The 26,923-nt window shown below is 59.4% G+C and carries 21 protein-coding genes; 16 read left to right on the top strand and 5 right to left on the bottom strand.

Annotated elements, in window-relative coordinates:
- The first annotated feature begins 145 nt into the window (after nucleotides 1–145).
- Nucleotides 146–1,342, top strand: a complete 1,197-nt coding sequence (locus tag C9411_RS07135) for a sugar efflux transporter (RefSeq protein WP_063991419.1) — start codon at nucleotides 146–148, stop codon at nucleotides 1,340–1,342.
- Between the two features lie 144 nt (nucleotides 1,343–1,486).
- Nucleotides 1,487–2,959 carry a DASS family sodium-coupled anion symporter gene (locus C9411_RS07140; RefSeq protein ID WP_063991418.1) on the top strand — a complete coding sequence of 491 codons (1,473 nt, stop codon included), beginning with the start codon at nucleotides 1,487–1,489 and terminating at the stop codon, nucleotides 2,957–2,959.
- A 134-nt stretch (nucleotides 2,960–3,093) separates the two neighbouring features.
- Here the strand turns inward: C9411_RS07140 and leuD are convergent, their stop codons facing one another.
- From leuD to leuA, 4 genes are read right to left on the bottom strand one after another with little or no spacing between them, the layout of a single operon-like run.
- Nucleotides 3,094–3,696 carry a 3-isopropylmalate dehydratase small subunit gene (gene leuD / locus C9411_RS07145; RefSeq protein ID WP_063991417.1) on the bottom strand — a complete coding sequence of 201 codons (603 nt, stop codon included), beginning with the start codon at nucleotides 3,694–3,696 and terminating at the stop codon, nucleotides 3,094–3,096.
- A 9-nt stretch (nucleotides 3,697–3,705) separates the two neighbouring features.
- A complete protein-coding gene (leuC, locus tag C9411_RS07150) occupies nucleotides 3,706–5,106 on the bottom strand; it encodes a 3-isopropylmalate dehydratase large subunit (protein WP_107226754.1) in 1,401 nt (466 codons plus the stop codon).
- A 1-nt stretch (nucleotide 5,107) separates the two neighbouring features.
- On the bottom strand, nucleotides 5,108–6,199 hold the full coding sequence (gene leuB / locus C9411_RS07155; protein WP_033649192.1) for a 3-isopropylmalate dehydrogenase: 1,092 nt from the start codon (nucleotides 6,197–6,199) through the stop codon (nucleotides 5,108–5,110).
- Between the two features lie 2 nt (nucleotides 6,200–6,201).
- Nucleotides 6,202–7,776, bottom strand: a complete 1,575-nt coding sequence (gene leuA, locus C9411_RS07160) for a 2-isopropylmalate synthase (protein WP_107226755.1) — start codon at nucleotides 7,774–7,776, stop codon at nucleotides 6,202–6,204.
- A gap of 873 nt (nucleotides 7,777–8,649) precedes the next feature.
- On the opposite strand from leuA, the gene leuO reads away from it, so the two are divergent.
- From leuO to cra, 5 genes are all read left to right on the top strand, one after another.
- Nucleotides 8,650–9,597, top strand: a complete 948-nt coding sequence (leuO, locus tag C9411_RS07170; protein ID WP_063991416.1) for a transcriptional regulator LeuO — start codon at nucleotides 8,650–8,652, stop codon at nucleotides 9,595–9,597.
- 466 nt (nucleotides 9,598–10,063) lie between these two features.
- Nucleotides 10,064–11,872, top strand: a complete 1,809-nt coding sequence (locus C9411_RS07175; protein WP_063991415.1) for a long-chain fatty acid--CoA ligase — start codon at nucleotides 10,064–10,066, stop codon at nucleotides 11,870–11,872.
- Nucleotides 11,873–12,188: 316 nt separating this feature from the next.
- A complete protein-coding gene (gene ilvI, locus C9411_RS07180; protein WP_107226756.1) occupies nucleotides 12,189–13,907 on the top strand; it encodes an acetolactate synthase 3 large subunit in 1,719 nt (572 codons plus the stop codon).
- A 2-nt stretch (nucleotides 13,908–13,909) separates the two neighbouring features.
- Nucleotides 13,910–14,401 carry an acetolactate synthase small subunit gene (ilvN, locus tag C9411_RS07185; RefSeq protein WP_063991413.1) on the top strand — a complete coding sequence of 164 codons (492 nt, stop codon included), beginning with the start codon at nucleotides 13,910–13,912 and terminating at the stop codon, nucleotides 14,399–14,401.
- A 218-nt stretch (nucleotides 14,402–14,619) separates the two neighbouring features.
- Nucleotides 14,620–15,624: a catabolite repressor/activator gene (gene cra, locus C9411_RS07190; protein ID WP_004932801.1), complete on the top strand. Its 1,005-nt coding sequence runs from the start codon at nucleotides 14,620–14,622 to the stop codon at nucleotides 15,622–15,624.
- A gap of 37 nt (nucleotides 15,625–15,661) precedes the next feature.
- On the opposite strand, the gene C9411_RS07195 is transcribed toward cra, so the two are convergent.
- A complete protein-coding gene (locus C9411_RS07195; protein WP_063991412.1) occupies nucleotides 15,662–16,102 on the bottom strand; it encodes an L-alanine exporter AlaE in 441 nt (146 codons plus the stop codon).
- Between the two features lie 865 nt (nucleotides 16,103–16,967).
- On the opposite strand from C9411_RS07195, the gene mraZ reads away from it, so the two are divergent.
- The 9 genes from mraZ to ftsW are packed head-to-tail and all read left to right on the top strand — an operon-like array spanning nucleotide 16,968 to nucleotide 26,922.
- Complete coding sequence (gene mraZ, locus C9411_RS07200) at nucleotides 16,968–17,426, top strand: division/cell wall cluster transcriptional repressor MraZ (RefSeq protein WP_025159638.1); 459 nt, start codon at nucleotides 16,968–16,970, stop codon at nucleotides 17,424–17,426.
- Between the two features lie 2 nt (nucleotides 17,427–17,428).
- Nucleotides 17,429–18,370: a 16S rRNA (cytosine(1402)-N(4))-methyltransferase RsmH gene (gene rsmH, locus C9411_RS07205; RefSeq protein WP_049200285.1), complete on the top strand. Its 942-nt coding sequence runs from the start codon at nucleotides 17,429–17,431 to the stop codon at nucleotides 18,368–18,370.
- On the top strand, nucleotides 18,367–18,687 hold the full coding sequence (gene ftsL, locus C9411_RS07210) for a cell division protein FtsL (RefSeq protein WP_012005204.1): 321 nt from the start codon (nucleotides 18,367–18,369) through the stop codon (nucleotides 18,685–18,687). Before rsmH ends, ftsL begins: the two co-directional genes overlap by 4 nt.
- A gap of 42 nt (nucleotides 18,688–18,729) precedes the next feature.
- The gene (locus C9411_RS07215; RefSeq protein WP_004932790.1) at nucleotides 18,730–20,493 is read left to right on the top strand and encodes a peptidoglycan glycosyltransferase FtsI; all 1,764 of its coding nucleotides are present in this window, start codon (nucleotides 18,730–18,732) and stop codon (nucleotides 20,491–20,493) included.
- Nucleotides 20,480–21,967, top strand: a complete 1,488-nt coding sequence (gene murE / locus C9411_RS07220; protein WP_063991411.1) for a UDP-N-acetylmuramoyl-L-alanyl-D-glutamate--2,6-diaminopimelate ligase — start codon at nucleotides 20,480–20,482, stop codon at nucleotides 21,965–21,967. The genes C9411_RS07215 and murE overlap by 14 nt, the downstream gene beginning before the upstream one ends.
- The gene (murF, locus tag C9411_RS07225; RefSeq protein WP_063991410.1) at nucleotides 21,964–23,325 is read left to right on the top strand and encodes a UDP-N-acetylmuramoyl-tripeptide--D-alanyl-D-alanine ligase; all 1,362 of its coding nucleotides are present in this window, start codon (nucleotides 21,964–21,966) and stop codon (nucleotides 23,323–23,325) included. Before murE ends, murF begins: the two co-directional genes overlap by 4 nt.
- Nucleotides 23,319–24,401, top strand: coding sequence for a phospho-N-acetylmuramoyl-pentapeptide-transferase (mraY, locus tag C9411_RS07230; RefSeq protein WP_004932782.1), 1,083 nt, complete (start codon nucleotides 23,319–23,321; stop codon nucleotides 24,399–24,401). Before murF ends, mraY begins: the two co-directional genes overlap by 7 nt.
- Nucleotides 24,402–24,403: 2 nt before the next feature.
- Nucleotides 24,404–25,723 (top strand): UDP-N-acetylmuramoyl-L-alanine--D-glutamate ligase, encoded by a 1,320-nt coding sequence (gene murD, locus C9411_RS07235; RefSeq protein ID WP_107226758.1) that lies wholly within the window; start codon nucleotides 24,404–24,406, stop codon nucleotides 25,721–25,723.
- Nucleotides 25,720–26,922, top strand: coding sequence for a cell division protein FtsW (ftsW, locus tag C9411_RS07240; RefSeq protein ID WP_038873480.1), 1,203 nt, complete (start codon nucleotides 25,720–25,722; stop codon nucleotides 26,920–26,922). Before murD ends, ftsW begins: the two co-directional genes overlap by 4 nt.
- The last annotated feature ends 1 nt before the right edge of the window (nucleotide 26,923 follow it).

The following is a 26,923-nucleotide window of genomic DNA, read 5'->3' on the forward strand; positions in this document are numbered from 1 at the left end:
CAACCAATTTCTGAGTAATGGTGCTGTTTCACCAGCCAGTGGGGCGACCCACTGGTTTTTTTATGCGTGGTCATGGCGATGCGCTTGCATTTTTCTCGCCGTGGCCTAAGGTTCTTTCTTCTGCTTTGAGGTCAGGGAAGACGATATGCAACGCCTGAGCCGGTTGTCACTGCGCATTAACCCCATCTTTGCCGCATTCCTGCTGATCGCTTTCCTCTCCGGCATCGCCGGCGCGTTGCTGACGCCGACGCTCAGCCTGTTTCTGACCACCGAGGTCAAGGTGCGGCCGCTGTGGGTCGGGCTGTTTTACACCGCCAACGCGGTGGCCGGCATCGTCGTCAGTTTCCTGCTGGCCAAGCGCTCCGACACCCGCGGCGATCGGCGCAGGCTGATCTTGCTGTGCTGCCTGATGGCGGTCGGCAACTGCCTGCTGTTCGCCTTTAATCGCGACTACCTGACGCTGATCACCGCCGGGGTGCTGATGTCCGCCGTTGCCAACACCGCCATGCCGCAGATTTTCGCGCTGGCGCGGGAATATGCCGACCGCGAGGCGCGTGAAGTGGTGATGTTCAGCTCGGTGATGCGCGCCCAGCTTTCGCTGGCCTGGGTGATTGGCCCGCCGCTGTCGTTTGCGTTGGCGCTGAACTACGGCTTTACCGTGATGTTCCTGATCGCCGCCGCCACCTTCGCGCTTTGCGTGCTACTGGTGGGATTTATGCTGCCTTCGGTGCCGCGCGCGGCGGGAAATGAGGGGCTGCAGAGTGGGGTGTCTGCGCCGATCGCGCCCGCCAGCGCCTGGCGCAATCGCGACGTGCGGTTGCTGTTCATCGCCTCGATGCTGATGTGGACCTGCAACACCCTGTACATCATCGATATGCCGCTGTATATCACCGCCGATCTCGGCCTGCCGGAAGGGTTGGCCGGGGTGCTGATGGGCACCGCCGCCGGGCTGGAGATCCCGGCGATGCTGCTGGCCGGTTATTACGTCAAACGTTTCGGCAAGCGCAACATGATGCTGCTGGCGGTGGCGGCAGGCGTGCTGTTTTACCTCGGGCTGACGGTGCTGGCGGCCAAGCCGGCCCTGATTGCGCTGCAGCTGCTCAACGCGGTGTTTATCGGCATCGTCGCCGGTATCGGCATGCTCTATTTTCAGGATTTGATGCCGGGCCGACCGGGCGCCGCCACCACCTTGTTCACCAACAGCATCTCTACCGGGGTGATCCTGGCCGGGGTGCTGCAGGGCGCGCTGGTGGAAAATTTCGGTCATGGCTCGGTATATTGGATGGCGGCGCTGCTGGCGCTGGCGGCGCTCGGGATGAGCGCCAAAGTGCGTGAAGTGTGAGGTCAAACGACGGCATTCTTGATGCAAGTCATTGAGAAGGCAGAAGCGGACGCCCAAGCTGGAGGCATATGGAGCGCGATCGTTGCGTTCACGCCCGTCTCGCTATTGAGATGCCGCCTTGTCGTTTAGAACAGTGGGAACGTTATGGATAAACTCACACCGCTCAAACCGCTTCCTTCCCTGTGCGCCCTTGCCGCCACGCTGATCATCTGGTTCCTCATTCCCGTGCCGGAGGGCGTTGCGCCCAACGCCTGGCAACTGCTGGCGCTGTTTATCGGCACCATCATCGCCATCATTGGCAAAGCGATGCCGATCGGCGCGGTTTCGGTGATCGCCATCGCTCTGGTGGCGGTGACCGGCGTCACCAATCCCGGCAAGCCGGGCGCCGCGCTGGACGATGCGCTCAGCGGCTTTTCCAACCCGCTGATCTGGCTGATCGGCTTTTCGATCATGATCTCCCTCAGCCTGAACAAAACCGGGCTGGGCGCGCGCATCGGCTACTACTTCATTTCGCTGTTCGGCAAGAAAACGCTGGGCATCGCCTATGCGCTGACGCTGGCGGAAACCACGCTGGCGCCGGTGACGCCGAGCAACACCGCGCGCGGCGGCGGCATCATTCACCCGATCATGAAGTCGATCGCCGACAGCTTCGGCTCTAAACCCGAGCTCAATACCTCCGGCAAAATCGGCCGCTACCTGTCGTTGGTAAACTACAACATCAACCCGGTTACCTCGGCGATGTTTATCACCGCCACCGCGCCTAACCCGCTGATCGTCAGCCTGATCGCCAAAGGCACCCACGGCAGCTTCGAGCTGTCCTGGTCGATGTGGGCGATTGCCGCCCTGGTGCCGGGGCTGTGCTCGCTGATCGTGATGCCGCTGGTCATCTACCTGCTGTATCCGCCGGAGGTAAAAAGTACTCCGGACGCGCCGCGTTTCGCGCGCGACAAACTGCAGGCGCTGGGGCCGATAACGCTGCCGGAGAAAATCACCCTCGGGGTGTTCGCGCTGTTGCTGGCGTTGTGGGCCGGCATTCCGGCGATGATCTTCGGTCCGGCGCTGGCGGTCAATCCCACCACCGCGGCGCTGATCGGCCTGGCGGTGCTGCTGGCCACCGGCGTGCTGAGCTGGGAGGATGTGCTCAAGCATAAAGGCGCGTGGGACACCGTGGTGTGGTTCTCGGCGCTGGTGATGATGGCCAGCTTCCTCGGCAAGCTGGGGCTGATCGGCTGGCTGTCGCAAACCGTGGGCAACGGCATCGACCATATGGGCATGAGCTGGGTGGGCGGCACGATCTTGCTGACCCTCATCTATTTGTATTCGCACTATTTCTTCGCCAGCACCACCGCGCACGTGACGGCGATGTTCGCTGCCTTCTTCGCCGCAGGCATCGCGCTCGGCGCGCCACCGGCGCTGCTGGGCCTGATCCTGGCGTTCTCTTCCTCGCTGATGATGTCGCTGACGCATTACGGCACCGGCACCGCGCCGATCATCTTTGGCTCCGGCTACGTGACGCTGGGGGAATGGTGGAAAGCGGGATGGGTGATGAGCGTGGTTAACCTGTTGATCTGGATCCTGATCGGTGGGGCGTGGTGGAAGCTGCTGGGCTACTGGTGATACCCGTCATACTTGAAACTGCCGCCGTGTTGGCTGTGTAAGTGCACCCCTGTCACTTAGTACACTAAGCTCCAGGGGATTGACTGACTTGCCGCCTTGCCGCAGTTCCAATTATTTAGGGTATTCGCCGACGATCAGTTCAGAAACGCCGGCTGCTGCGCTTCGTAGCGGGAGATGTCCGCTTCGTGCTGCAGCGTCAGACCGATGCTGTCCAGCCCGTTGATCATGCAGTGGCGGCGGAAGCTGTCGATTTCGAACGGATAGCTTTTGCCGCCGGCGTTGACCGTCTGGTTCTCCAGATCCACCACGAACGCCGTCCCCTCGTTGGCGTCCACCAGCTTGAACAGCTCATCCACCTGCTGCTCGCTCAGCGTCACCGGCAACAGCTGGTTGTTGAACGAGTTGCCGTAGAAGATATCGGCGAAGCTCGGCGCGATCACCACTTTGAACCCGTAATCGGTCAGCGCCCAGGGCGCGTGTTCGCGCGAGGAACCGCAGCCGAAGTTCTCGCGCGCCAACAGGATACTCGCGCCTTTATAGCGCGGTTTATTCAGCACGAACTCCGGGTTCGGCTGCTGGCCGGCGTCGTCGAGGAAACGCCAGTCGTTGAACAGGTGCTGGCCGAAGCCGGTGCGGGTGACCTTCTGTAAAAACTGTTTGGGAATAATGGCGTCGGTATCGACGTTGGCCGCATCCAAAGGCACCACTAAGCCGGTATGTTGAGTAAATTTAGCCACGTTAGCCCCTTAGTGAATATCACGGATGTCGGCGAAGTGACCGGCAACGGCGGCCGCGGCGGCCATCGCCGGGCTGACCAGGTGGGTGCGCCCACCGCGGCCCTGACGCCCTTCGAAGTTACGGTTGCTGGTGGACGCGCAGCGCTCGCCCGGATTCAGACGGTCGTTGTTCATCGCCAGACACATCGAGCAGCCCGGCAAACGCCATTCGAAACCGGCTTCGATAAAGATTTTGTCCAACCCTTCGGCTTCCGCCTGGGCTTTCACCGGGCCGGAGCCCGGCACCACGATAGCTTGCACGCCGCTGGCGACCTTGCGCCCCTTGGCGATCGCCGCCGCCGCGCGCAGATCTTCGATGCGTGAGTTGGTGCAGGAACCGATGAACACTTTGTCGATCGGCACGTCGGTCAACTTGATGCCCGGCTTCAAATCCATATAGGCCAGCGCTTTCTCGGCGGAGGCGCGCTCGACCGGATCGCTGAACGATTCCGGCGCCGGGATCGCCTGATTGACGGCGATCACCTGGCCGGGGTTGGTGCCCCAGGTGACCTGCGGCGCGATCTCTTCGGCGTGCAGCGTCACCACGGTATCGAATTGGGCGTCGGCATCGGACTTCAGCGTGCGCCAATAGGCGACCGCCTGCTCCCAGTTTTCGCCGGTTGGTGCGAACTGACGCCCTTTCAGGTAGGCGAAGGTGGTGTCGTCCGGCGCGACCAGCCCGGCTTTGGCGCCCATTTCGATCGCCATATTGCACAGGGTCATGCGGCCTTCCATGCTCAACGCTTCGATTGCCTTGCCGCAGAACTCCACCACGTGGCCGGTGCCGCCGGCGCTGCCGGTTTTGCCGATCACCGCCAGCACGATGTCTTTGGCGGTAATGCCCTTGGCGGCGTCGCCGGTGACTTCAATCTTCATGGTCTTGGCGCGGCCCTGTTTCAGGGTCTGGGTCGCCAGCACGTGCTCCACCTCGGAGGTGCCGATGCCGAACGCCAGCGAGCCGAAAGCGCCGTGGGTGGCGGTGTGCGAGTCGCCGCAGACGATGGTCATGCCCGGCAGCGTCATGCCTTGCTCAGGCCCGATCACGTGCACGATGCCCTGGAACGGGTGATTCAGGTCATACAGCGAAACGCCGAATTCCGCGCAGTTCTTGATCAGCTCCTGCATCTGGATGCGTGCCATCTCGCCGCTGGCGTTGATGTCTTTGGTCTGGGTCGACACGTTGTGATCCATGGTGGCGAAGGTTTTGCCGGGCTGGCGCACCTTGCGGCCCATGGCACGCAGGCCGTCGAACGCCTGCGGCGAAGTGACTTCGTGCACCAGGTGACGGTCAATATACAGCAACGGCGTTTCGTTCGGCGCTTCGTGCACCACGTGGGCGTCGTACAGCTTCTGGTATAAGGTTTTGGCCATGTTATGCCCCCTGAGCTACAAAGCGAGCGATGATGTCGCCCATTTCATCGGTGCTGACGGCTTTACCATCACCGGCCAGATCGGCGGTGCGGTAGCCCTGTTCCAACGCCTGGTTGATGGCGCGCTCCACGGCGTCGGCCGCTTCATCGGCGCCCAGGCTGTAACGCAGCAGCAGGGTGGCGGACAGGATCTGCGCAATCGGGTTGGCGATGCCTTTGCCTGCAATATCCGGCGCGGAACCGCCCGCCGGTTCGTACAGGCCGAAGCCTTGCTCGTTCAGGCTGGCGGACGGCAACATGCCCATCGAGCCGGTGATCATCGCACACTCGTCGGACAGGATGTCGCCGAACAGGTTGGAGCACAGCAGTACGTCGAACTGGGACGGATCCTTGATCAGCTGCATGGTGGCGTTGTCGATATACATGTGCGACAGCGACACGTCCGGGTAATCTTTGGCGACCTGATTGACCACTTCACGCCACAGGATGGAGCTTTGCAGCACGTTGGCCTTGTCGATCGACGTCACTTTGTGGCGGCGCTTGCGGGCGGATTCGAAGGCGATGCGCGCGATGCGTTCAATCTCGAAACGGTGATACACCTCGGTATCGAAAGCGCGCTCCTGCATGCCCTGGCCTTCGCGGCCCTTCGGCTGGCCGAAGTAGATGCCGCCGGTCAGTTCGCGTACGCACAGAATGTCGAAGCCGCGGGCGGCGATGTCGGCGCGCAGCGGGCAGAATGCCTCCAGCCCTTGATACAGGCGCGCCGGGCGCAGGTTGCTGAACAGCTTGAAGTGCTTGCGCAGCGGCAACAGCGCGCCGCGCTCCGGCTGCTCAGCCGGCGGCAGATGTTCCCATTTCGGGCCGCCTACCGATCCGAACAGGATGGCGTCGGCCTGCTCGCAGCCGGCGACGGTCGCCGGCGGCAGCGGGCTGCCGTGGCGATCGATGGCGATGCCGCCGACGTCGTACTCGGCGGTGGTGATGCGAATATCAAAGCGTTGACGCACCGCGTCCAACACTTTGCGCGCCTGAGCCATTACTTCCGGGCCGATGCCGTCTCCGGGCAAGACGGCAATGTGATAAGTCTTCGTCATGTTCACACCGTTTCCTGATTATTTTGATGTTTGTTTTGCTGCAGACGCTGCTTTTCTTTTTCTACCTGCTGTGAGCGCCAAATATTGTTCAACACGTGCACCATCGCCTTGGCGGAGGATTCGACGATGTCGGTCGCCAGACCTACGCCGTGGAAGCGGCGGCCGTTGTAAGAGACCACGATATCCACCTGGCCCAACGCGTCGCGGCCATGGCCCTTGGCGGTCAGCTGGTACTTCACCAGCTCGATCGGGTAGTCGGTGATGCGATTGATTGCCTGATAAACCGCATCGACCGGGCCGTTGCCGGTGGCGGCTTCGGCTTTCTCTTCGCCGCCGCAGATCAGTTTCACCGAGGCGGTGGCCATGATGCTGCTGCCGGACTGCACGCTGAAGTAACCCAGGCTGAAGTGCTCCGGCTCTTCCTGCTGTTTGTTGATGAAGGCCAGCGCCTCCAGGTCATAGTCGAATACCTGGCCCTTTTTGTCGGCCAGCTTCAGGAAGGCGGCGTACAGGGTATCCAAGTTGTAGTCCTGCTCCTGGTAGCCCATCTCTTCCATGCGGTGTTTCACCGCCGCGCGGCCGGAGCGGGAGGTCAGGTTCAACTGCACGTCTTTCAGGCCGATCGACTGCGGGGTCATGATTTCGTAGTTTTCGCGGTTCTTCAGCACGCCGTCCTGGTGAATGCCGGAGGAGTGGGCGAAGGCGTTGGAGCCGACGATCGCCTTGTTGGCCGGGATCGGCATGTTGCACAGCTGGCTGACGATCTGGCTGGTGCGGAAGATTTCCTGATGATTGATGTTGGTGTGCACGTTCATGATGTCCTGGCGCACTTTAATCGCCATGATCACCTCTTCCAGCGAACAGTTGCCGGCGCGCTCACCGATGCCGTTCAGGGTGCCTTCCACCTGACGGGCGCCGGCCTGGACCGCGGCGATGGAGTTGCCGACCGCCATGCCCAAATCGTCGTGGCAGTGCACGGAGATGATGGCTTTGTCGATGTTCGGCACGCGGTCATACAAGGTGGTGATGATGCCACCGAACTGGTTCGGCGTGGTGTAACCGACGGTGTCCGGAATATTGATGGTGGTGGCGCCGGCGTTGATGGCGGCTTCGACCACGCGACACAGATTGTCGATCGGCGTGCGGCCGGCGTCTTCACAGGAGAACTCTACGTCGTCGGTGTAGTTGCGGGCGCGTTTGACCGAGCGCACCGCCATCTCCAACACTTCGTCGAACGAGCGTTTCAGCTTCGATTCGATGTGCAGGGTCGAGGTGGCCAGGAATACGTGGATGCGGAACGCTTCGGCGACGCGCAGCGCTTCGGCGGCCACGTCGATGTCTTTATCCACGCAGCGGGCCAGGCCGCAGATGCGGCTGTTCTTGATCTGACGCGCGATGGTTTGCACCGACTCGAAGTCGCCTGGCGAAGAGACCGGGAAGCCGACCTCCATCACGTCGACGCCCATTCTCTCCAGCGCCAGCGCAATCTGAATCTTCTCTTTTACGCTCAGGCTGGCCTGCAATGCCTGTTCGCCATCACGCAGCGTGGTATCGAAAATAATGACTTGTTGGCTCATCGGTGCATTCCTTATCGTGTTGACTTCACGCTAAGCGGGCAAAAAAAAAACCCGCGCAGTAGCGCGGGTTTCTTATGGGTGATCGGCTGAGTCAGCTCCGAACTTCGTCCACAGGCATACCGCGCAAACAAGATGCGTTAAGTAGTAGGCCTAGTAGACGGTGAGTACGGATCATAAGGGTTCAGCTTCTCTTAAATGGGGTGTCTGCCTAATTTGATACGTGATTGCCCTGGCGATGTCAACACCTGATTGAATGCGGGGACAATGCATCGGCTAATCGGCCGAACAGAGGATCATGCGGCAAAAAAGCGACGCCCTAGAGAAAAAACGGGTCCAGTTTGCGTGCTGCTTAGCATAAACGAATCGAATATAGACTGCGCTAATTGCTTCTGGATTTCGTTGCGTTAAGATTTGTGATGAAAAAATAAGAGGGATTAATCACGGGGAGTAATAAAATAACATTTTTAATACAAATGATTTAAATTGAATCCATATGAACAATTGATTGTTTTAGTCATAATATAACAAAATAATGCGTTTTTACACAAAGTGAGCGGTGTTTTTAGATGGTTTGATTGCTTATGATGTGTTTTTATAGTTTGTCTCATACAGCGCGGCTACGTTGTTTAATTGTATTAATCATTGTTGATACCTAATTATTAGTACTACCCAGGTGGCATTCTTCTCGTTGACGGGGGAAGCTGCTGACATGTATTCCATATACGACTTATATCGTGTCGATAACACGAGGTTTTTTATCGGTTGATGACGGTAATGGCAGGATTTGTCGTGCAAAGATAAGACAATGCGGCGTTTCATTGTTTGTCGAGCATAAGGATTAGATTATCTACACAGGATTTAGTGGAGTGAAATATGGCTGAATATGATTCAGAAATCGCCATGGTCAAAGAGCCGGCGGACATTCATTTGCGCAGCGTCGATCTTAATTTGCTGACGGTGTTTGACGCCGTGATGCAAATGCAAAATATTACGCGAGCCGCTAATTCGTTAGGGATGTCGCAGCCGGCAGTGAGCAACGCGGTAGCGCGCCTGAAGGTGATGTTCAACGACGAACTGTTCGTGCGCTGCGGGCGCGGGATCCAGCCCACCATGCGGGCCAGGCAGCTGTTTGGTCCGGTGCGGCAAGCGCTGCAGCTGGTGCAGAATGAGTTGCCGGGTGCCGAGTTCGAGCCGCTGACCAGCACGCGAGCGTTCTCTCTTTCGCTGTGCAGCCCGCTCGACTTGCGCCTGGGCGCCGGGATAATCAATCACGTCAAACAGATCGCACCGCAGCTTAATCTGCAAATAAAGTCATACATTAACAATAATATCGAACATCAATTGCGTTATCAGGACGTCGAGTTTGTCATCGGCTACAGCCGTTTCGAATCAGCGGAGTTTCGCAGCCTGGCGATGTTCGACGACGAATTAGTGCTGGCGGTTGCGCAGGCGCACCCGAGAATGGGCGAGGAGGCGACGCCGGAGCACATGCTGGCCGAGCAGCACGCCGTGGTTTCCCTGGAAAGTTTTGGATCGTTCAGTAAACCTTTTTATTTAGAGGAGCCGATGCTGCGCGCCGTGACGCAACAGTGCACGGATCTCTACAGCGTGTTGAATATGGTGTCGCAAACGGAAATGGTGGCGATTGCGCCCGCCTGGTTGGTGCGACAGCAGACGGAGGCATTGAAAATAAAGGCGGTTCCTTTATGTGGCAATGATAATAAAGCCACCTGCTATCTCTCTTGGCATGAATCCTCCGAGCGGGATAAAGGCCATCAGTGGATGAAATCCGTCCTGATTGAGGCAGGCAACCCAAAGTAAAGCGATAAAAAATGGAAGCCACATAAAGATAATATTCAACTGAGCGTTTTTTTCTCATGATAAAAACTAAGAACTATCTGTGTTTTTATTAAGATGTTTCTTGGTTTTACGGCGATAAAATAACTTATTTTCAGAGTGAGTTTGTTCGTTCAGCAAAAATAATTAATATAAATTAATATTCTGATTTTTACTTTTCGACTGGTATTTTAAACTAACTCGATGCGGCGGCCCGAACGGGCCGCGTTTTACTGCCATCAGCAAACCTTTTCCTCCCCGTTTTGTCCAACCGATGAAAGTGCGGAAGTCGGACTGAGTTTTGGCTCACACTTCTACGCTGAAATCGCTTTGCCCTCTGCCTGAGAGTAGGTAGACTGCGCAGAAAAAAGTAAACACGTGTAAGCTGAGATGAGGGCCGTAAGGCGTCGTTCAGGCTTAACTGTTTGATTCATTTCAGGCTTAGAGCACTATGATCACTAATCTGCTGCAATACCATTTGATCCATCGTATACAGCATCAAATCATCCACCGAGCCGATCGCACAGCTTTTCGCCAATGGTCGCCCAACGGCGAGTTGCAACTGACCTGGGGAGAGGCCGCCACCCGCATCGATCGCATTGCTGCCGGACTGCTGGGGTTGGGCGTCGAAGTGCAAGAACGCATCGGTATTTTCGCCAATAACACGATGGCCTGGGCGTTGACCGATCTCGCTATCCTTCACCTGCGTGGCATCAGCGTACCGCTCTATTCCACCAATACGCCGGCGCAGGCGGCGTTCGTCACCAACGACGCCGACATCCGTATACTGTTCGTCGGCGAGCAGGCGCAGCTTGACGCCGCCATCGCGCTGCGCGGCGTCTGCCCACAGCTGCGCCATATTGTCGTCTTCGACGAGGATACCGATCTGCGCGGCTGCGAGATCGCACAGCATCTGAGCGCCTTCGAACGCGCTGCCGATCCGGCGGCTTTTGCCGCTCAACGTTTGCAGCGTATTGAAGAGTGCGACCTGCAGGATCTCTTCACCCTGATTTATACCTCGGGTACTACCGGCGAGCCGAAAGGGGTGATGCTGGACTACCGCAACCTGGCGGCGCAGCTCTACCTGCATGATGAAAGACTGACGGTCGGCGAAGAGGATGTGTCGCTCAGCTTCCTGCCGCTGTCGCACGTGTTCGAACGTGCCTGGAGCTTCTTTGTGATGCATTCCGGCGCGCAGAACGTTTTCCTGCCGAACACCGACTGGGTGCGGGAAGCGATGGGGCAGGTCCGCCCGACGCTGATGTGTGCGGTGCCGCGTTTCTACGAGAAGATTTTCAGCGCGGTGCACGAAAAAGTGGCGCGCGCGCCTTGGCTGCGCCGTGCGTTGTTCCACTGGGCGATCGTCTGCGGCGAGCGCAAATTCCTGCAGGAGCGCGCCGGCAAACCGTTGGGCAAAGTGTTCGACTTCACCCATCGCTGGGCCGATAAGCTGGTGTTGAGCAAGCTGCGCGGTATCCTCGGTGGCCGGGTGCGCTTTCTGCCGGCGGCGGGCGCTAAGCTGGACGACAATGTGATCCTGTTTTTCCAGGCGATGGGCGTCAACATCAAGTACGGTTACGGCATGACCGAAACCTGTGCGACCGTCTCCTGCTGGGAAGAGGGGCATTTCCGCTTCGGCTCCATCGGCAAACCGCTGCCGGAGGTCGAGGTGCGCATTGGCGAGGAAAATGAAATCCAGGTGCGCGGGCCGATCGTGATGCGCGGCTATTTCAACAAACCGTTGGAAACCGCCGCGACCTTTACCGAGGACGGCTGGCTGAAAACCGGCGACGCCGGGGCGATCGATGAAGAGGGCAACCTGTTCATCACCGAACGCCTGAAGGATTTGATGAAAACCTCCGGCGGCAAATATATCGCGCCGCAGATGCTGGAAGGCACGCTGGCGCAGGATCGCTTTATCGAGCAGGTGGCGATCATCGCCGATGCGCGTAAATTCGTTTCCGCGCTGATCGTGCCGTGCTTTGAGTCGTTGGAAGAGTACGCGAAGTCAGTGAACCTGAAATACCAGGATCGCCTGGAACTGCTGCGCAACGGCGAGATCCTCGAGATGTTCGAAAAGCGCCTGCGCGAGATGCAAAAGGAGCTGGCTCGCTTCGAACAGGTGAAGAAGTTCACGCTGCTGCCGGCGGCCTTTTCGATGGAGCTGGGGGAGTTGACGCCAACGCTCAAGCTGCGCCGCAAGGTGATCCTGCAGCGCTATCAGCGCGAAATCGACTCGATGTACCAGGAACAGGCCTGACGCCGCCGCCGGGCCATGCATCCGGTGAAAAAAGCGGCATATCCTTCACCTGATTTAGTTCTGTAATTTCCCCCCTGTTCGAAACAATGCCTAGCCTGACAACCCTGAGGCTAGCGCATTGTTTTTATAAAGCCGCGATCGCCAGCCGCTTGCCAATAACCCCGCTACCGTTAAGCCATTTTGCCGTTTGCCTGCCCCATATTCTGACGTTATGTTAATTCGATAGCGACAACCCATAAAAACTTTGGGGCATTGCCCCGCAGCAGGCGCTACGTTCCGGCGCCAGACAAGAATAAGCAAGCCTGGAGGCAAACCCATGGAGATGTTGTCAGGAGCCGAGATGGTCGTCCGATCGTTGATCGATCAGGGCGTTAAGCATGTATTCGGCTACCCCGGCGGGGCGGTGCTCGATATCTACGACGCCCTGCATACGGTTGGAGGGATCGATCATATTCTGGTGCGCCATGAGCAGGGCGCGGTGCACATGGCCGACGGCTACGCACGCGCCACCGGTGAAGTGGGCGTGGTGCTGGTGACCTCCGGCCCCGGCGCCACCAACGCCATTACCGGCATCGCCACTGCCTACATGGACTCGATCCCGATGGTGGTGCTGTCGGGGCAGGTGCCCAGCTCGCTGATCGGCTACGACGCCTTCCAGGAGTGCGATATGGTGGGGATTTCGCGCCCGGTGGTGAAGCACAGCTTCCTGGTAAAACGTACCGAAGACATCCCGGCGGTGCTGAAGAAGGCGTTCTACCTGGCTTCCAGCGGCCGCCCCGGCCCGGTAGTGATCGATCTGCCGAAAGATATCGTCGGCCCGGCGGTGCGGATGCCTTATGCCTACCCGCAGGACGTGAGCATGCGTTCTTATAACCCGACGGTGCAGGGCCACCGCGGGCAGATCAAACGCGCGTTGCAAACCATTCTGGCGGCCAAAAAGCCGGTGATGTACGTCGGCGGCGGCGCGATCAACGCCGGTTGCGAAGCCGAACTGTTGGCGTTGGCGGAACAGCTGAACCTGCCGGTGACCAGCAGCCTGATGGGATTGGGCGCTTTTCCCGGTACCCATCGCCAGAGCGTCGGCATGCTCGGCATGCACGGCACCTATGAAGCCAATAAAACCATGCACCATGCTGATGTGATCTTCGCCGTCGGCGTGCGTTTCGACGATCGTACCACCAATAATCTGGCCAAATACTGCCCTGACGCCACCGTGCTGCACATCGATATCGATCCGACCTCGATCTCCAAAACGGTGGACGCCGATATTCCGATTGTCGGCGATGCCAGGCAGGTGCTGGTACAGATGCTGGAGCTGTTGGCTCAGGGCGAGAAAGCGCAGGATCACGACGCGCTGCGTGACTGGTGGCAGTCTATCGAGCAGTGGCGTGCCCGCGACTGCCTGGGTTACGACAAGCACAGCGGCACCATCAAACCGCAAGCGGTGATCGAAACCCTGCACCGCCTGACCAAAGGCGACGCCTATGTCACCTCGGACGTGGGCCAGCACCAGATGTTCGCCGCGCTCTATTATCCGTTCGATAAACCGCGCCGCTGGATCAACTCCGGCGGCCTCGGCACCATGGGCTTCGGTTTGCCGGCGGCATTGGGCGTCAAGCTGGCGCTGCCGGAGGAAACCGTGGTGTGCGTGACCGGCGACGGCAGCATTCAAATGAATATTCAGGAGCTGTCCACCGCGCTGCAATATAACCTCCCGGTGGTGGTAGTGAACCTCAACAACCGCTATCTGGGCATGGTGAAACAGTGGCAGGACATGATTTATTCCGGCCGTCACTCGCAGTCCTACATGGATTCGCTGCCGGACTTCGTCAAGCTGGCCGAGGCTTACGGCCATGTCGGCATCGCCATCCGCACGCCGGATGAACTGGAGAGCAAGCTGGCGCAGGCGCTGGCGGAAAAAGAGCGGCTGGTGTTCGTCGACGTGACCGTCGATGAAACTGAACATGTTTACCCGATGCAGATCCGCGGCGGAAGCATGGACGAAATGTGGCTTAGCAAAACGGAGAGGACCTGATCATGCGCCGTATTTTATCTGTCTTGCTGGAAAACGAATCCGGTGCCTTGTCGCGCGTGATCGGGCTGTTTTCCCAGCGCGGTTATAACATCGAGAGCCTGACGGTGGCGCCGACCGACGATCCGACGCTGTCGCGCATGACTATCCAGACCGTCGGCGACGAGAAAGTGCTGGAGCAGATTGAGAAGCAGTTGCACAAGCTGGTGGACGTGCTGCGCGTCAGCGAGCTGGTGCAGGGCGCCCACGTCGAGCGCGAGATCATGCTGGTGAAGCTGCAGGCCAGCGGCTACGGCCGTGAAGAGGTGAAGCGCTGCGCCGATATTTTCCGCGGCCAGATCGTCGATGTGACGGCGACGCTGTACACGGTACAGCTGGCCGGCACCAGCGACAAGCTCGACGCCTTCCTCAGCGCGGTGCGTGAAGTGGCGGAGATCGTGGAAGTGGCCCGTTCCGGCGTGGTTGGCGTGTCGCGCGGCGACAAAATCATGCGCTGAGCGCGCTCTGGCGGTGAATAATCGGGGGCGCGGCGTGGCTGCGCCCTTTGTTTTTCGGTATTTTTTGCCCGATTGCTGGCACCTTTCGGCAAAAGCGGTTGCTAGGCAGTGTTTTCTGCTGTTAGATCGCAGAGGCTGGATTGAATAACCGCACGGGATGTCATGGTTAATCCGAGCACAGCCTTCACTTCTATTTTCAGCGTCATTAAGGGGTTCATGTGAAACTGGATGAAATCGCGCGTCTCGCGGGCGTTTCGCGCACGACGGCCAGTTATGTCATCAACGGCAAGGCGAAGCAGTATCGTGTCAGCGATAAAACCGTCGAGAAAGTGATGGCCGTGGTCAGGGAGCATAACTATCACCCGAATGCCGTCGCGGCGGGGCTGCGCGCCGGGCGTACCCGTTCTATCGGTCTGGTGATCCCGGATCTGGAAAATACCAGCTATACCCGCATCGCCAACTACCTGGAACGCCAGGCGCGCCAGCGTGGCTACCAATTGCTGATCGCCTGTTCCGAAGATCAGCCGGACAACGAAATGCGCTGCATCGAGCACCTGCTGCAGCGCCAGGTGGATGCCATTATCGTCTCCACCGCCTTGCCGCCGGAGCATCCCTTCTATCAACGCTGGGCCAACGATCCGCTGCCGATCATCGCGCTGGACCGCGCGCTGGATCGCGAGCATTTCATCAGCGTCGTCGGGGCCGATCAGGAAGATGCCTTTGCTTTGGCGCAGGAGCTGCGCACCTTCCCGGCGGAATCGGTGCTGTATCTGGGCGCCTTGCCGGAGCTTTCGGTGAGCTTCCTGCGCGAGCAGGGGTTCCGTCAGGCCTGGCAAGAGGATCCCCGCCACGTCGATTACCTGTACGCCAACAGCTATGAACGTGAAGCCGCCGGCGCGCTGTTTGCCGAATGGCTGAAAACACACCCGATGCCGCAGGCGTTGTTTACCACCTCGTTCTCGCTTTTGCAGGGCGTGATGGACGTGACGCTGAAGCAACGTGGCCGTTTGCCGACCGATCTGGCGATTGCCACCTTCGGCGACCATGAACTGTTGGATTTTCTCGAGTGCCCGGTGCTCGCGGTGGCGCAGCGCCATCGTGACGTGGCCGAACGCGTGCTGGAGCTGGTGTTGGCCAGTCTGGACGAACCGCGTAAACCCAAACCGGGTTTGACGCGTATCCGCCGCAATCTGTTCCGCCGCGGCAGCCTGAGCCGCAAATAGTTCGCACTACGGGAGCTCGCTTTGGCGGGCTCCTGGTTTAGACATAGCCCGCCACCCGGAACAGCCGTCGGCAATATTCCAGGAAATAGCCATACACCACGCCCATCGCCATGGAAACCAGCGCATTACTGGTCACCGCCGCCAGCATTTGTGGGCCGTCGGCGCCTACGCTCCACAGAATGGCGGCATAAACCGGCGACTGGAAGCTGACGTAGGCCAGCAGATCGGCAAGGTTGCGCAGCAGGAACTGGCCGCGCGGGCAGCGGCGCGCAGTGCGAATAAACAGATCGCGATAGCGGCCGTAAGGCCAGGCGATCAGAATGTTGACCGGGATCGACAGCAGGCGCGAAGAGAGGGATTGCTGGAAGCTCATGCCGGAGATCAACACTTCTATCGCCATACCGGCGATAAAGCAGTACACCACCAGCGCGAACGTATCGGCAGCGGCGCTACGCCAGTGAACGGCGGGCGAAAGCATGCACTCTCTCCTTTCTTTGTTAATATTCTGTTGGATTTATTGTTTGTGGTTGTTAATTCTAGTTTTTTGCGTTTTATATAGTGTACTAATCCGTCGTGTGTTTTTTAACTAGATTTATATTTTTATTTTTAACATTTGTTCGGTTTTTGTCCCGCAGAACTGGGGCACAGGATGGGGCGGGGAGATTAAAATCGGTGTTTTTAAATAAGTCCATTAAAAACATGCAGTTGCGATTTTTGGTGTTTGAAGAGGATTTTTTCCGGCAAAAATTGTGGAAATAAAGGTGTAAGAAAATGAAACCATAATTGTAAACAGGTATTTTGGGAATAATCTTACCAAATTGATTTAAATCGAAATTACTTCTGCTCGTAATATCCGAGCCATTTATTTTCGCCGTGCTCTCATCATGGCGGTACAAATTGAAGTAAAATAGCGCGCAGTTTCACGGTGAATAACGATTGAGCGTTATTAACTCAAGGGGTTATGGCCTTATTCTGCGGTCGATTCGTCAGGCGCCGAGCCTTGGCGGGCGCGGGGCGGCAGCGGTTACAGCCCTGAGATTGCCGAGCTGAAAAATGAGACATGGCTTGCAGAAGGAAGTAATGAGTTAATTAATCGCCAGTTCGTCAGGTTTTTAATCAGATTCTTTCCGCTTAGAAAATTCTCTCCGATTATCATGGTGTTAATTTTTAATCGTCGAATTATCAGAGTTTCTTTCGCGAGTCAGCTCCCAAAATGACCAGAGAAATATTGCCAAAGCGCTGGCGCTCTGGCTTGACAAGGTTTTCATACCCTCCGTAAACTCCATTGTGTGGGAATTTGTGGGGTAAAGTGGTGAAAACGGTCACTAAGGGGTAGCTCAGGAATGTTCCGTGGAGCGACGATGGTCAACCTCGACAGCAAAGGGCGGCTCGCCGTACCTACCCGATATCGGGAATTGCTCAACGAGGAATCGCAAGGCCAAATGGTCTGTACCATTGACCTCCATCAGCCCTGCCTGCTGCTTTATCCTTTGCCCGAATGGGAAATTATTGAACAAAAATTATCACGTCTGTCGAGCATGAATCCCGCCGAGCGCCGCGTTCAGCGCCTGCTGCTGGGGCATGCCAGTGAGTGTCAGATGGATAGTGCCGGTCGTTTGCTGTTAGCCAATACGCTGCGGCAGCACGCCGGACTTACGAAAGAAGTGATGCTGGTCGGTCAGTTCAACAAGTTTGAACTGTGGGATGAACAGACCTGGTATCAACAAGTCAAGGATGATATTGACGCTGAACAGTCGACTCAGGAACCGTTGTCTGAGCGGCTACAGGACTTGTCGCTATAAGCATGTTGGAAAACTATAAACACACCACCGTCCTGCTGGACGAAGCCGTCAACGGCCTCAACATCCGCAGCAACGGCATATATATCGACGGTACTTTTGGTCGCGGTGGCCATTCTCGTCTGATTCTGTCCCAGCTGGGGCCGGAAGGGCGCTTGCTGGCGATTGACCGTGACCCTCAGGCGATTGCAGCCGCCAAATCTATTGAAGATCCTCGTTTTACCATCGTACACGGCCCATTCTCCGAGTTGTCGCACTACGTGCGGGAACGTGAACTGGTGGGCAAGATCGACGGCGTTCTGCTCGATCTGGGCGTTTCCTCGCCGCAGCTTGACGACGCAGAGCGCGGGTTCTCCTTTATGCGCGACGGTCCGCTGGACATGCGTATGGATCCGTCCACCGGCCTGTCCGCCGCGGAGTGGCTGATGAAGGCCGAAGCGGACGACATCGCCTGGGTGCTGAAAACCTTTGGCGAAGAGCGTTTCGCCAAGCGCATCGCACGCGCCATCGTGGAAAGAAACCGCGTGGAGCCGATGACGCGCACCAAAGAGTTGGCGGATCTGATTGCCGATGCCAGCCCGTTCCGTGAAAAGCACAAGCATCCGGCGACGCGCAGCTTCCAGGCGATTCGTATCTATATCAACAGCGAGCTGGAAGAGATCGAGCGTGCGCTCGACGGCGCGCTGGAAGTGCTGGCCCCACAGGGCCGTTTGTCGATCATCAGCTTCCACTCGCTGGAAGACCGCATCGTCAAACGCTTTATGCGTCACCACAGCCGCGGCGCTCAGGTGCCGGCGGGCATTCCGTTGACCGAAGAGCAACTGCGCAGCATGGGCGGGCGAACGCTGAAAGCGCTGGGCAAAATGATGCCGTCGGAAGCGGAAGTGGCGGACAACCCGCGTGCGCGCAGCTCGGTGCTGCGTATTGCTGAGAGGATGCCCGCGTGATTGGCAACGAACGTCACGGCCTGGTCGGGGTGATTGGCGGCGATCTGCTGCGCAACGCCAAGATCCCCCTGATTTTACTGATTGCGTCACTGGTCTCTGCGGTTTTCGTGGTGACCACCGCGCACCGTACCCGCCTGCTGACCGCCGAGCGCGAACAGCTGGTTCTGGAGCGCGATGCGCTGGATATCGAGTGGCGCAACCTGATTTTAGAAGAGAACGCCCTCGGCGATCACAGCCGGGTTGAACGTATCGCGACAGAAAAACTGCAGATGCAACACGTTGATCCATCGCAGGAAAATATCATCGTTAAACAATGAATGGTTTAACCGGAATAATGACACGGAGTAGAAAGGAAACGCATGAAAGCAGCGCGCCCCGGTAAGTTGAGACGCCAGGAAGATCAGGCCAGCTTTGTCAGCTGGCGTTTTGCGTTGCTGTGCGGCTGCATTTTGCTGGCGATGGTTGGCCTGATGCTGCGCGTCGCGTACCTGCAGGTCATCAACCCCGATCGGTTGGTAAAAGAAGGCGACATGCGTTCGTTGCGCGTGCAGGAAGTGCCGACCGCGCGCGGCATGATCAGCGATCGCGCCGGCCGGCCGTTGGCGGTCAGCGTGCCGGTCAATGCGGTGTGGGCGGATCCGAAAGAGCTGAACGAGCGCGGCGGCATCACCCTGGACAGCCGTTGGAAAGCGCTTTCCGATGCGCTGAACATCCCGCTGGACCAACTCTCCAACCGCATCAACGCCAACCCGAAAGGGCGCTTCGTTTATCTGGCTCGCCAGGTGAACCCGGCGATCGGCGACTACATCCACAAGCTCAAGCTGCCGGGGATCTATCTGCGGCAGGAATCACGCCGTTACTATCCGGCAGGGCAGGTGACGTCGCACATCATCGGCGTGACCAACATTGACGGGCAAGGCATCGAAGGCGTTGAGAAGAGCTTTGACCGCTGGCTGACCGGGCAACCGGGCGAGAGAACGGTGCGTAAGGACCGCTTCGGCCGGGTGATCGAAGATATCTCTTCCGTCGACAGCCAGGCGGCGCACAACCTGGTGCTGAGTGTCGATGAACGCCTGCAGGCGCTGGTGTATCGCGAACTGAACAACGCGGTGGCGTTCAACAAGGCCGAGTCGGGCACCGCGGTGCTGATCGACGTGAACACCGGCGAAGTGCTGGCGATGGCCAACAGCCCGTCTTACAACCCGAACAACATGGCCGGTACGCCGAAAGAGACCATGCGTAACCGTGCCATCACCGATATTTTTGAACCCGGTTCAACCGTGAAGCCGATGGTGGTGATGACCGCGCTGCAAAACGGCGTGGTGAGAGAAAACAGCGTGCTGAACACCATCCCGTACCGCATTCAGGGCCACGAGATCAAAGACGTGGCGCGGTACTCGGAGCTGTCATTGACCGGGATCTTGCAGAAGTCGAGTAACGTCGGTGTTTCAAAGCTGGCGTTAGCGATGCCGTCCTCAGCGTTAGTAGATACTTACTCTCGTTTTGGGCTGGGAAAAGCGACCAATTTGGGGCTGGTCGGAGAAAGCAGTGGCATATACCCAAAAAAACAACGGTGGTCTGACATAGAGAGGGCCACCTTCTCTTTCGGCTACGGGCTGATGGTAACTCCGTTACAGTTGGCGCGAGTCTATGCAACGATCGGCAGCCTGGGCGTGTATCGCCCATTGTCGATCACCAAGGTTGACCCTCCGGTCGCCGGCGAACGCGTTTTCCCTGAACCTCTGGTGCGCACCGTGGTGCACATGATGGAAAGCGTGGCCTTGCCGGGCGGCGGCGGCGTGAAAGCCGCCATCAAGGGATACCGTATCGCCATCAAAACCGGTACCGCGAAAAAAGTGGGCCCGGACGGCAAGTACGTCAACCGATACATCGCTTATACCGCCGGCGTCGCGCCGGCAAGTAATCCCCGTTTTGCCCTGGTGGTCGTCATCAACGACCCGCAGGGCGGGAAATACTATGGTGGCGCAATCTCCGCGCCGGTGTTCGGTGCCATCATGGGTGGCGTATTGCGCACCATGAACGTCGAGCCTGACGCGTTGCCTACCGGTGACAAAAGCGAATTAGTGATTAACAAGAAAGAGGGTTCAGGTGGCAGATCGTAATTTGCGCGACTTACTCGCCCCGTGGGTGCCGACGGCACCCGGGCGCGCGCTGCGGGAAATGACATTAGACAGCCGTGTGGCGGCTGCCGGGGATCTGTTTGTCGCCGTTGTCGGCCATCAAACGGATGGACGCCGCTATATTCCGCAGGCCATCGCGCAGGGCGTCGCCGCCGTGATCGCCGAAGCTGACGGCCAGGCCGAAGACGGCGCCATCGTTGAAATGCACGGCGTGCCGGTTATCTACCTGAGCCAACTGAACCAGCGCCTTTCCGCGCTGGCCGGGCGTTTTTACCACCAGCCGGGCGAGCGTCTGCGTCTGGTCGGCGTGACCGGCACCAACGGCAAAACCACCACCACGCAGCTGTTGGCGCAGTGGAGCCAACTGCTGGGCGAAACCAGCGCGGTGATGGGCACCGTCGGCAACGGCCTGCTGGGCCAGGTGTGTCCGACCGAGAATACCACCGGTTCTGCGGTGGATGTTCAACACGTATTAAACGAGCTGGCGGAACAGGGCGCGACCTTCGCCGCCATGGAAGTTTCTTCCCACGGTCTGGTGCAACACCGGGTGGCGGCGCTGCCGTTCGCCGCGGCGGTCTTCACCAACCTGAGCCGCGATCACCTTGATTACCACGGTGACATGGCCAATTACGAGGCGGCCAAATGGTCGCTGTTCGCCGGCCACAGCGTGGGGCAGGCAATCATCAATGCCGACGATGACGTCGGTCAGCGCTGGCTGAGCAAGTTGCCGGATGCGGTGGCGGTGACGATGCAGGACAACCTGCAGCCGGGCTGCCACGGCCGCTGGCTGAAAACCACGGCGGTCGATTATCACGACAACGGCGCCACCGTTCGTTTCAGCTCCAGCTGGGGCGACGGCGAAATCGAAAGCCGCCTGATGGGCGCGTTCAACGTCAGCAACCTGCTGTTGGCCTTGGCGACGCTGCTGTCGCTGGGCTATCCGCTGGAGGCGCTGGTGGAAACCGGCAGCCGTCTGCAGCCGGTCTGCGGCCGCATGGAAGTGTTCAACGCGCCGGGCAAACCGACGGTAGTGGTGGATTACGCCCACACGCCGGATGCGCTGGAGAAAGCGCTGGAAGCCGCGCGCCTGCACTGCCAGGGGCAGCTGTGGTGCGTGTTCGGCTGCGGCGGCGATCGCGACAAAGGCAAGCGTCCGCTGATGGGCGGCATCGCCGAGCAGTTCGCCGATCGCGTGGTGATCACCGATGACAACCCGCGTACCGAAGAGCCGCGCGCGATTATCAACGACATCCTGACCGGATTGCTGGACGCCGGGCAGGCGCTGGTGATCCACGGCCGCGCCGAAGCGGTGACCAGCGCCATCATGCAGGCGCAGGAACAGGATGTGGTGTTGGTGGCAGGCAAAGGCCACGAAGATTATCAGCTGGTGGGCAACCGCCGCCTGGATTACTCCGACCGCACGACGGTCGCCCGACTGCTGGGGGTGCTGGCATGATCCCTGTCTCTCTTCAGACACTGGCTGAGGTATTGAGCGCTGAACTGATTGGCGCCGATTGCCAAATTGTCGAGGTGACGACAGACACCCGCAAGGTGACCGCCGGTTGCCTGTTTGTGGCGCTGAAAGGCGAGCGTTTCGACGCTCACGACTTCGCGGCGGATGCCATAGTCGCAGGCGCCGGGGCGCTGCTGGTCAGTAAGCGCTTATTGGTGGACGTGCCGCAGCTGGTGGTGCAAGACACCCGTCTGGCGCTGGGGCAGCTTGGCGCCTGGGTGCGTCAGCAGGTGCCGGCGCGCGTGGTGGCGCTGACCGGTTCCTCGGGCAAGACATCGGTGAAAGAAATGACCGCCGCCATTCTGCGCGAATGCGGCGAAGTGCTGTATACCGCCGGCAACTTCAATAACGACATCGGCGTGCCGCTGACGCTGTTGCGTTTGGAGCCGCAGCATGATTTTGCCGTGATAGAGCTGGGCGCTAACCATATTGGCGAAATCGCTTACACCACCGCATTGACCCGTCCGCAGACCGCTTTGGTGAACAACCTGGCGGCGGCGCACTTGGAAGGCTTCGGCTCGCTGGCCGGCGTCGCGCAGGCGAAAGGTGAAATCTTTACCGGCCTGCCGGCCGACGGCGTGGCGATCATCAACGCCGACAACAACGACTGGCCGCACTGGCAGAGCATGTTGGGCGGCAAAACCGTCTGGCGCTTCTCGCCGCAGGCTGCCGAAGGCGTGGACTTCTTCGCGGACGACGTGCGGGTGAACGGTGCAGGCACGCAGTTCACGCTGCACAGCCCGTTCGGCACCGCCGAGATCGCGCTGCCGCTGCCGGGGCGCCACAACGTGGCCAACGCGCTGGCGGCGACGGCGTTGGCGATGTCGGTGGGCGCCACCCTCGAAGCGGTGCGTCAGGGGCTGAAACAGCTGCAGGCGGTGCCGGGGCGTCTGTTCCCGGTGGCACTGGCCGAAGGCAAGCTGCTGCTGGACGACAGCTATAACGCCAACGTCGGGTCGATGACCGCGGCGGCGCAGGTGCTGGCAGAGATGCCGGGCTACCGCGTGATGGTGGTCGGCGATATGGCCGAGCTGGGTGCGGAAGCGGAAGAATGCCACCGTCAGGTGGGCGAAGCCGCCCGTCTGGCCGGGGTCGACAAAGTGATCAGCGTCGGCGGTTTGAGCCGCGTGCTGAGCGAAGCGTCCGGCAATGGCGAACATTATCAAGACAAGACAGCAGTGATCGCGCGCGTGGCGGAATTACTGTCGGAACATGCGGTCATTACCGTGTTAATCAAAGGTTCACGTAGTGCCGCAATGGAGCAGGTAGTACGCGCGTTACAGGAGAAAGCACCATGTTAGTTTGGCTGGCCGAGCATTTGGTCAAGTATTACTCAGGCTTCAACGTCTTTTCTTATCTGACGTTCCGAGCCATTGTCAGCCTGCTGACCGCGCTGTTCCTGTCGCTGTGGATGGGCCCGCGGGTGATCAAGCGCCTGCAAGAAATGTCCTTCGGCCAGGTGGTGCGTAACGACGGCCCCGAGTCGCACTTCAGCAAGCGCGGCACGCCGACCATGGGCGGCATCATGATCCTGACCTCCATCACCATTTCGGTGCTGATGTGGGCCTACCCGTCCAACCCGTATGTCTGGTGCGTGCTGTTCGTGCTGGTGGGTTACGGCATCGTCGGTTTCGTCGACGACTACCGCAAGGTGGTGCGCAAAGACACCAAAGGGCTGATCGCCCGCTGGAAGTATTTCTGGCAGTCGGTGATTGCGCTGATTGTCGCATTCGCCATGTACGCCGTAGGAAAAGACACGCCAGCCACCGAGCTGGTTGTGCCGTTCTTTAAGGACGTGATGCCGCAGCTGGGCCTGCTGTATATCCTGCTGGCCTATTTCGTGATCGTCGGCACCAGCAACGCGGTCAACCTGACCGACGGCCTGGACGGCCTGGCTATCATGCCGACGGTATTCGTGGCGGCCGGCTTCGCGCTGGTGGCCTGGGCGACCGGTAACATGAACTTCGCCAACTACCTGCATATTCCGTATCTGCGTCATGCCGGTGAGTTGGTGATCGTGTGTACCGCCATCGTCGGCGCCGGCCTCGGGTTCCTGTGGTTCAACACTTACCCGGCCCAGGTGTTTATGGGCGACGTCGGTTCGTTGGCGCTGGGCGGCGCGCTGGGCACCATCGCGGTGCTGCTGCGTCAGGAGTTCTTGTTGGTGATCATGGGCGGCGTATTCGTGGTAGAGACGCTGTCGGTGATCCTGCAGGTGGGATCGTTCAAGCTGCGCGGGCAACGCATTTTCCGCATGGCGCCGATTCACCACCACTATGAATTGAAAGGCTGGCCGGAACCGCGCGTTATCGTGCGCTTCTGGATCATTTCGCTGATGCTGGTGCTGATTGGCCTGGCAACGCTGAAGGTGCGTTAATCATGGCAGACTATCAGGGTAGAAAAGTCGTCATCATCGGATTGGGCCTTACCGGCCTGTCCTGTGTCGATTTCTTCATGGCGCGCGGCGTAACGCCGCGCGTGATGGATACCCGTATCGCGCCGCCAGGGTTGGACAAACTGCCTGAAAGCGTGGAGCGCCATCTGGGCGATCTGAACCAGGATTGGCTGCTGGCGGCGGATCTGATCGTTGCCAGCCCGGGCGTCGCGTTGGCGACCCCGGCATTGAGCGCCGCGGCGGACGCCGGCGTGGAAATCGTCGGTGACGTCGAACTGTTCTGCCGTGAAGCGCAGGCGCCGATCGTGGCGATCACCGGCTCCAACGGTAAAAGTACCGTCACCACCCTGGTGGGCGAGATGGCGAAAGCTGCCGGTTGGGCGGTGGGCGTGGGCGGCAATATCGGCCTGCCGGCGCTGAGCCTGCTGCGTCAGGAGTGCCAGCTTTACGTGCTGGAGCTGTCCAGCTTCCAGCTGGAAACGACGTATAGCCTGCGGGCGGCGGCGGCGACCATCTTGAACGTGACCGAAGATCATATGGACCGCTATCCGTTTGGCCTGCAGCAGTATCGCGGCGCCAAGCTGCGCGTGTATGAAAACGCCGCCGTGTGCGTGGTGAACGCGGACGACGCGCTGACCATGCCGGTGCGCGGCGCCGACGAGCGCTGCGTCAGCTTCGGCGCCGACGTGGGCGACTATCACCTGAACCGTCAGCAAGGGGAAACCTGGCTGCGGGTGCGCGGTGAGAAGGTGCTGAATACGCGCGAGATGAAACTGACCGGCCGCCACAACTACACCAACGCCCTAGCGGCGCTGGCGTTGGCGGATGCGGTCAACATCCCGCGCGCGTCCAGCCTGAAGGCGCTGACCACCTTCACCGGCCTGGCGCACCGCTTCCAGCTGGCCTGGGAGCACAACGGCGTGCGTTGGATCAACGACTCCAAAGCCACCAACGTTGGCAGCACCGAAGCGGCGCTGAACGGCCTGCAGGTGGACGGTACGCTGCATCTGCTGCTCGGCGGCGACGGCAAATCCGCCGATTTCTCGCCGCTGGCGCGCTATCTGCAGGGCGACAACGTGCGTCTGTATTGCTTTGGCCGCGACGGCGCCCAGCTGGCACAGCTGCGGCCGGAAGTGGCGACGCTGACCGAGACCATGGAGCAGGCGATGCGCACCATCGCCAGCCGCGTACAGCCCGGCGACATGGTATTGCTGTCGCCGGCCTGCGCCAGCCTCGATCAGTTCCGTAATTTTGAAGTGCGCGGCGATGAGTTCGCCCGCTTGGCGCAGGAGCTTGGCGGATGAAACTACGCTTGCCGAACTTCGGGCTGACAGAGCGGCTGAAAGACTGGGTGACCGGCGCGCGCGATAACGACGCGGTCAACATGGTGCTCTACGATCGCACCCTGCTGTGGCTGACCTTCGGGTTGGCGATCATCGGCTTCGTGATGGTGACCTCGGCGTCGATGCCGATCGGCCAACGCCTGGCGGACGATCCGTTCCTGTTCGCCAAACGTGACGCACTGTACCTCGGCTTGGCGTTCGGCCTGTCGCTGGTGACGCTGCGCGTCCCGATGGAAATTTGGCAGCGCTACAGCAACGTGATGCTGCTGATGTCGATCGTGATGCTGCTGATCGTGCTGGTGGTGGGGAGCTCGGTGAACGGGGCCTCGCGCTGGATCGCGCTCGGCCCGCTGCGTATTCAGCCGGCGGAGCTGTCCAAGCTGTCGCTGTTCTGCTACCTGGCGAGCTACCTGGTGCGCAAGGTGGAAGAGGTGCGCAGCAACTTCTGGGGCTTCTGCAAGCCGATGGGCGTGATGGTGGTGCTGGCGGTGTTGCTGCTGGCGCAGCCGGACCTCGGTACCGTGGTGGTGCTGTTCATCACCACGCTGGCGATGCTGTTCCTGGCCGGTGCGAAAATGTGGCAGTTCCTGGCGATCATCGGCTCCGGCGTGTTCGCCGTGGTGCTGCTGATCATCGCGGAACCGTACCGTATGCGCCGCGTGACTTCGTTCTGGAACCCGTGGGCCGATCCGTTCGGCAGCGGCTACCAGCTGACCCAGTCGCTGATGGCGTTCGGCCGCGGCGAGTTCTGGGGGCAGGGGCTCGGCAACTCGGTGCAGAAACTGGAGTATTTACCGGAGGCGCACACCGACTTCATCTTCTCCATTTTGGGTGAAGAACTGGGCTATATCGGTGTGGTTTTAGCCCTGTTAATGGTATTCTTCGTCGCTTTTCGCGCGATGTCCATCGGGCGCCGCGCGCTGGAGATCGACCAACGCTTCTCCGGCTTCCTGGCCTGCGCGATCGGCGTGTGGTTCAGCTTCCAGGCGCTGGTTAACGTCGGCGCCGCGGCAGGCATGCTGCCGACCAAAGGTCTGACGCTGCCGCTGATTAGTTACGGCGGTTCGAGCTTGCTGATTATGTCGACGGCCATCGTGCTGTTGCTGCGAATTGATTATGAAACGCGCCTGACCAAGGCTCAGGCGTTTGTGAAGAGGTAAG

Origin of the sequence: Serratia sp. Nf2, from assembly GCF_003028435.1 — a bacterium.
GTDB lineage: Bacteria > Pseudomonadota > Gammaproteobacteria > Enterobacterales > Enterobacteriaceae > Serratia > Serratia marcescens_L.

What these genes read in the sequence shown, in the direction of transcription:
- C9411_RS07135 (WP_063991419.1), top strand. Translation starts at nt 146, where the DNA reads ATGCAACGCCTGAGCCGGTTGTCACTGCGCATTAACCCCATCTTTGCC.
- C9411_RS07140 (WP_063991418.1), top strand. Translation starts at nt 1,487, where the DNA reads ATGGATAAACTCACACCGCTCAAACCGCTTCCTTCCCTGTGCGCCCTT.
- leuC (WP_107226754.1), bottom strand. Translation starts at nt 5,106, where the DNA reads ATGGCCAAAACCTTATACCAGAAGCTGTACGACGCCCACGTGGTGCAC.
- leuB (WP_033649192.1), bottom strand. Translation starts at nt 6,199, where the DNA reads ATGACGAAGACTTATCACATTGCCGTCTTGCCCGGAGACGGCATCGGC.
- leuA (WP_107226755.1), bottom strand. Translation starts at nt 7,776, where the DNA reads ATGAGCCAACAAGTCATTATTTTCGATACCACGCTGCGTGATGGCGAA.
- leuO (WP_063991416.1), top strand. Translation starts at nt 8,650, where the DNA reads ATGGCTGAATATGATTCAGAAATCGCCATGGTCAAAGAGCCGGCGGAC.
- C9411_RS07175 (WP_063991415.1), top strand. Translation starts at nt 10,064, where the DNA reads ATGATCACTAATCTGCTGCAATACCATTTGATCCATCGTATACAGCAT.
- ilvI (WP_107226756.1), top strand. Translation starts at nt 12,189, where the DNA reads ATGGAGATGTTGTCAGGAGCCGAGATGGTCGTCCGATCGTTGATCGAT.
- ilvN (WP_063991413.1), top strand. Translation starts at nt 13,910, where the DNA reads ATGCGCCGTATTTTATCTGTCTTGCTGGAAAACGAATCCGGTGCCTTG.
- C9411_RS07195 (WP_063991412.1), bottom strand. Translation starts at nt 16,102, where the DNA reads ATGCTTTCGCCCGCCGTTCACTGGCGTAGCGCCGCTGCCGATACGTTC.
- mraZ (WP_025159638.1), top strand. Translation starts at nt 16,968, where the DNA reads ATGTTCCGTGGAGCGACGATGGTCAACCTCGACAGCAAAGGGCGGCTC.
- rsmH (WP_049200285.1), top strand. Translation starts at nt 17,429, where the DNA reads ATGTTGGAAAACTATAAACACACCACCGTCCTGCTGGACGAAGCCGTC.
- C9411_RS07215 (WP_004932790.1), top strand. Translation starts at nt 18,730, where the DNA reads ATGAAAGCAGCGCGCCCCGGTAAGTTGAGACGCCAGGAAGATCAGGCC.
- murF (WP_063991410.1), top strand. Translation starts at nt 21,964, where the DNA reads ATGATCCCTGTCTCTCTTCAGACACTGGCTGAGGTATTGAGCGCTGAA.
- mraY (WP_004932782.1), top strand. Translation starts at nt 23,319, where the DNA reads ATGTTAGTTTGGCTGGCCGAGCATTTGGTCAAGTATTACTCAGGCTTC.
- murD (WP_107226758.1), top strand. Translation starts at nt 24,404, where the DNA reads ATGGCAGACTATCAGGGTAGAAAAGTCGTCATCATCGGATTGGGCCTT.
- ftsW (WP_038873480.1), top strand. Translation starts at nt 25,720, where the DNA reads ATGAAACTACGCTTGCCGAACTTCGGGCTGACAGAGCGGCTGAAAGAC.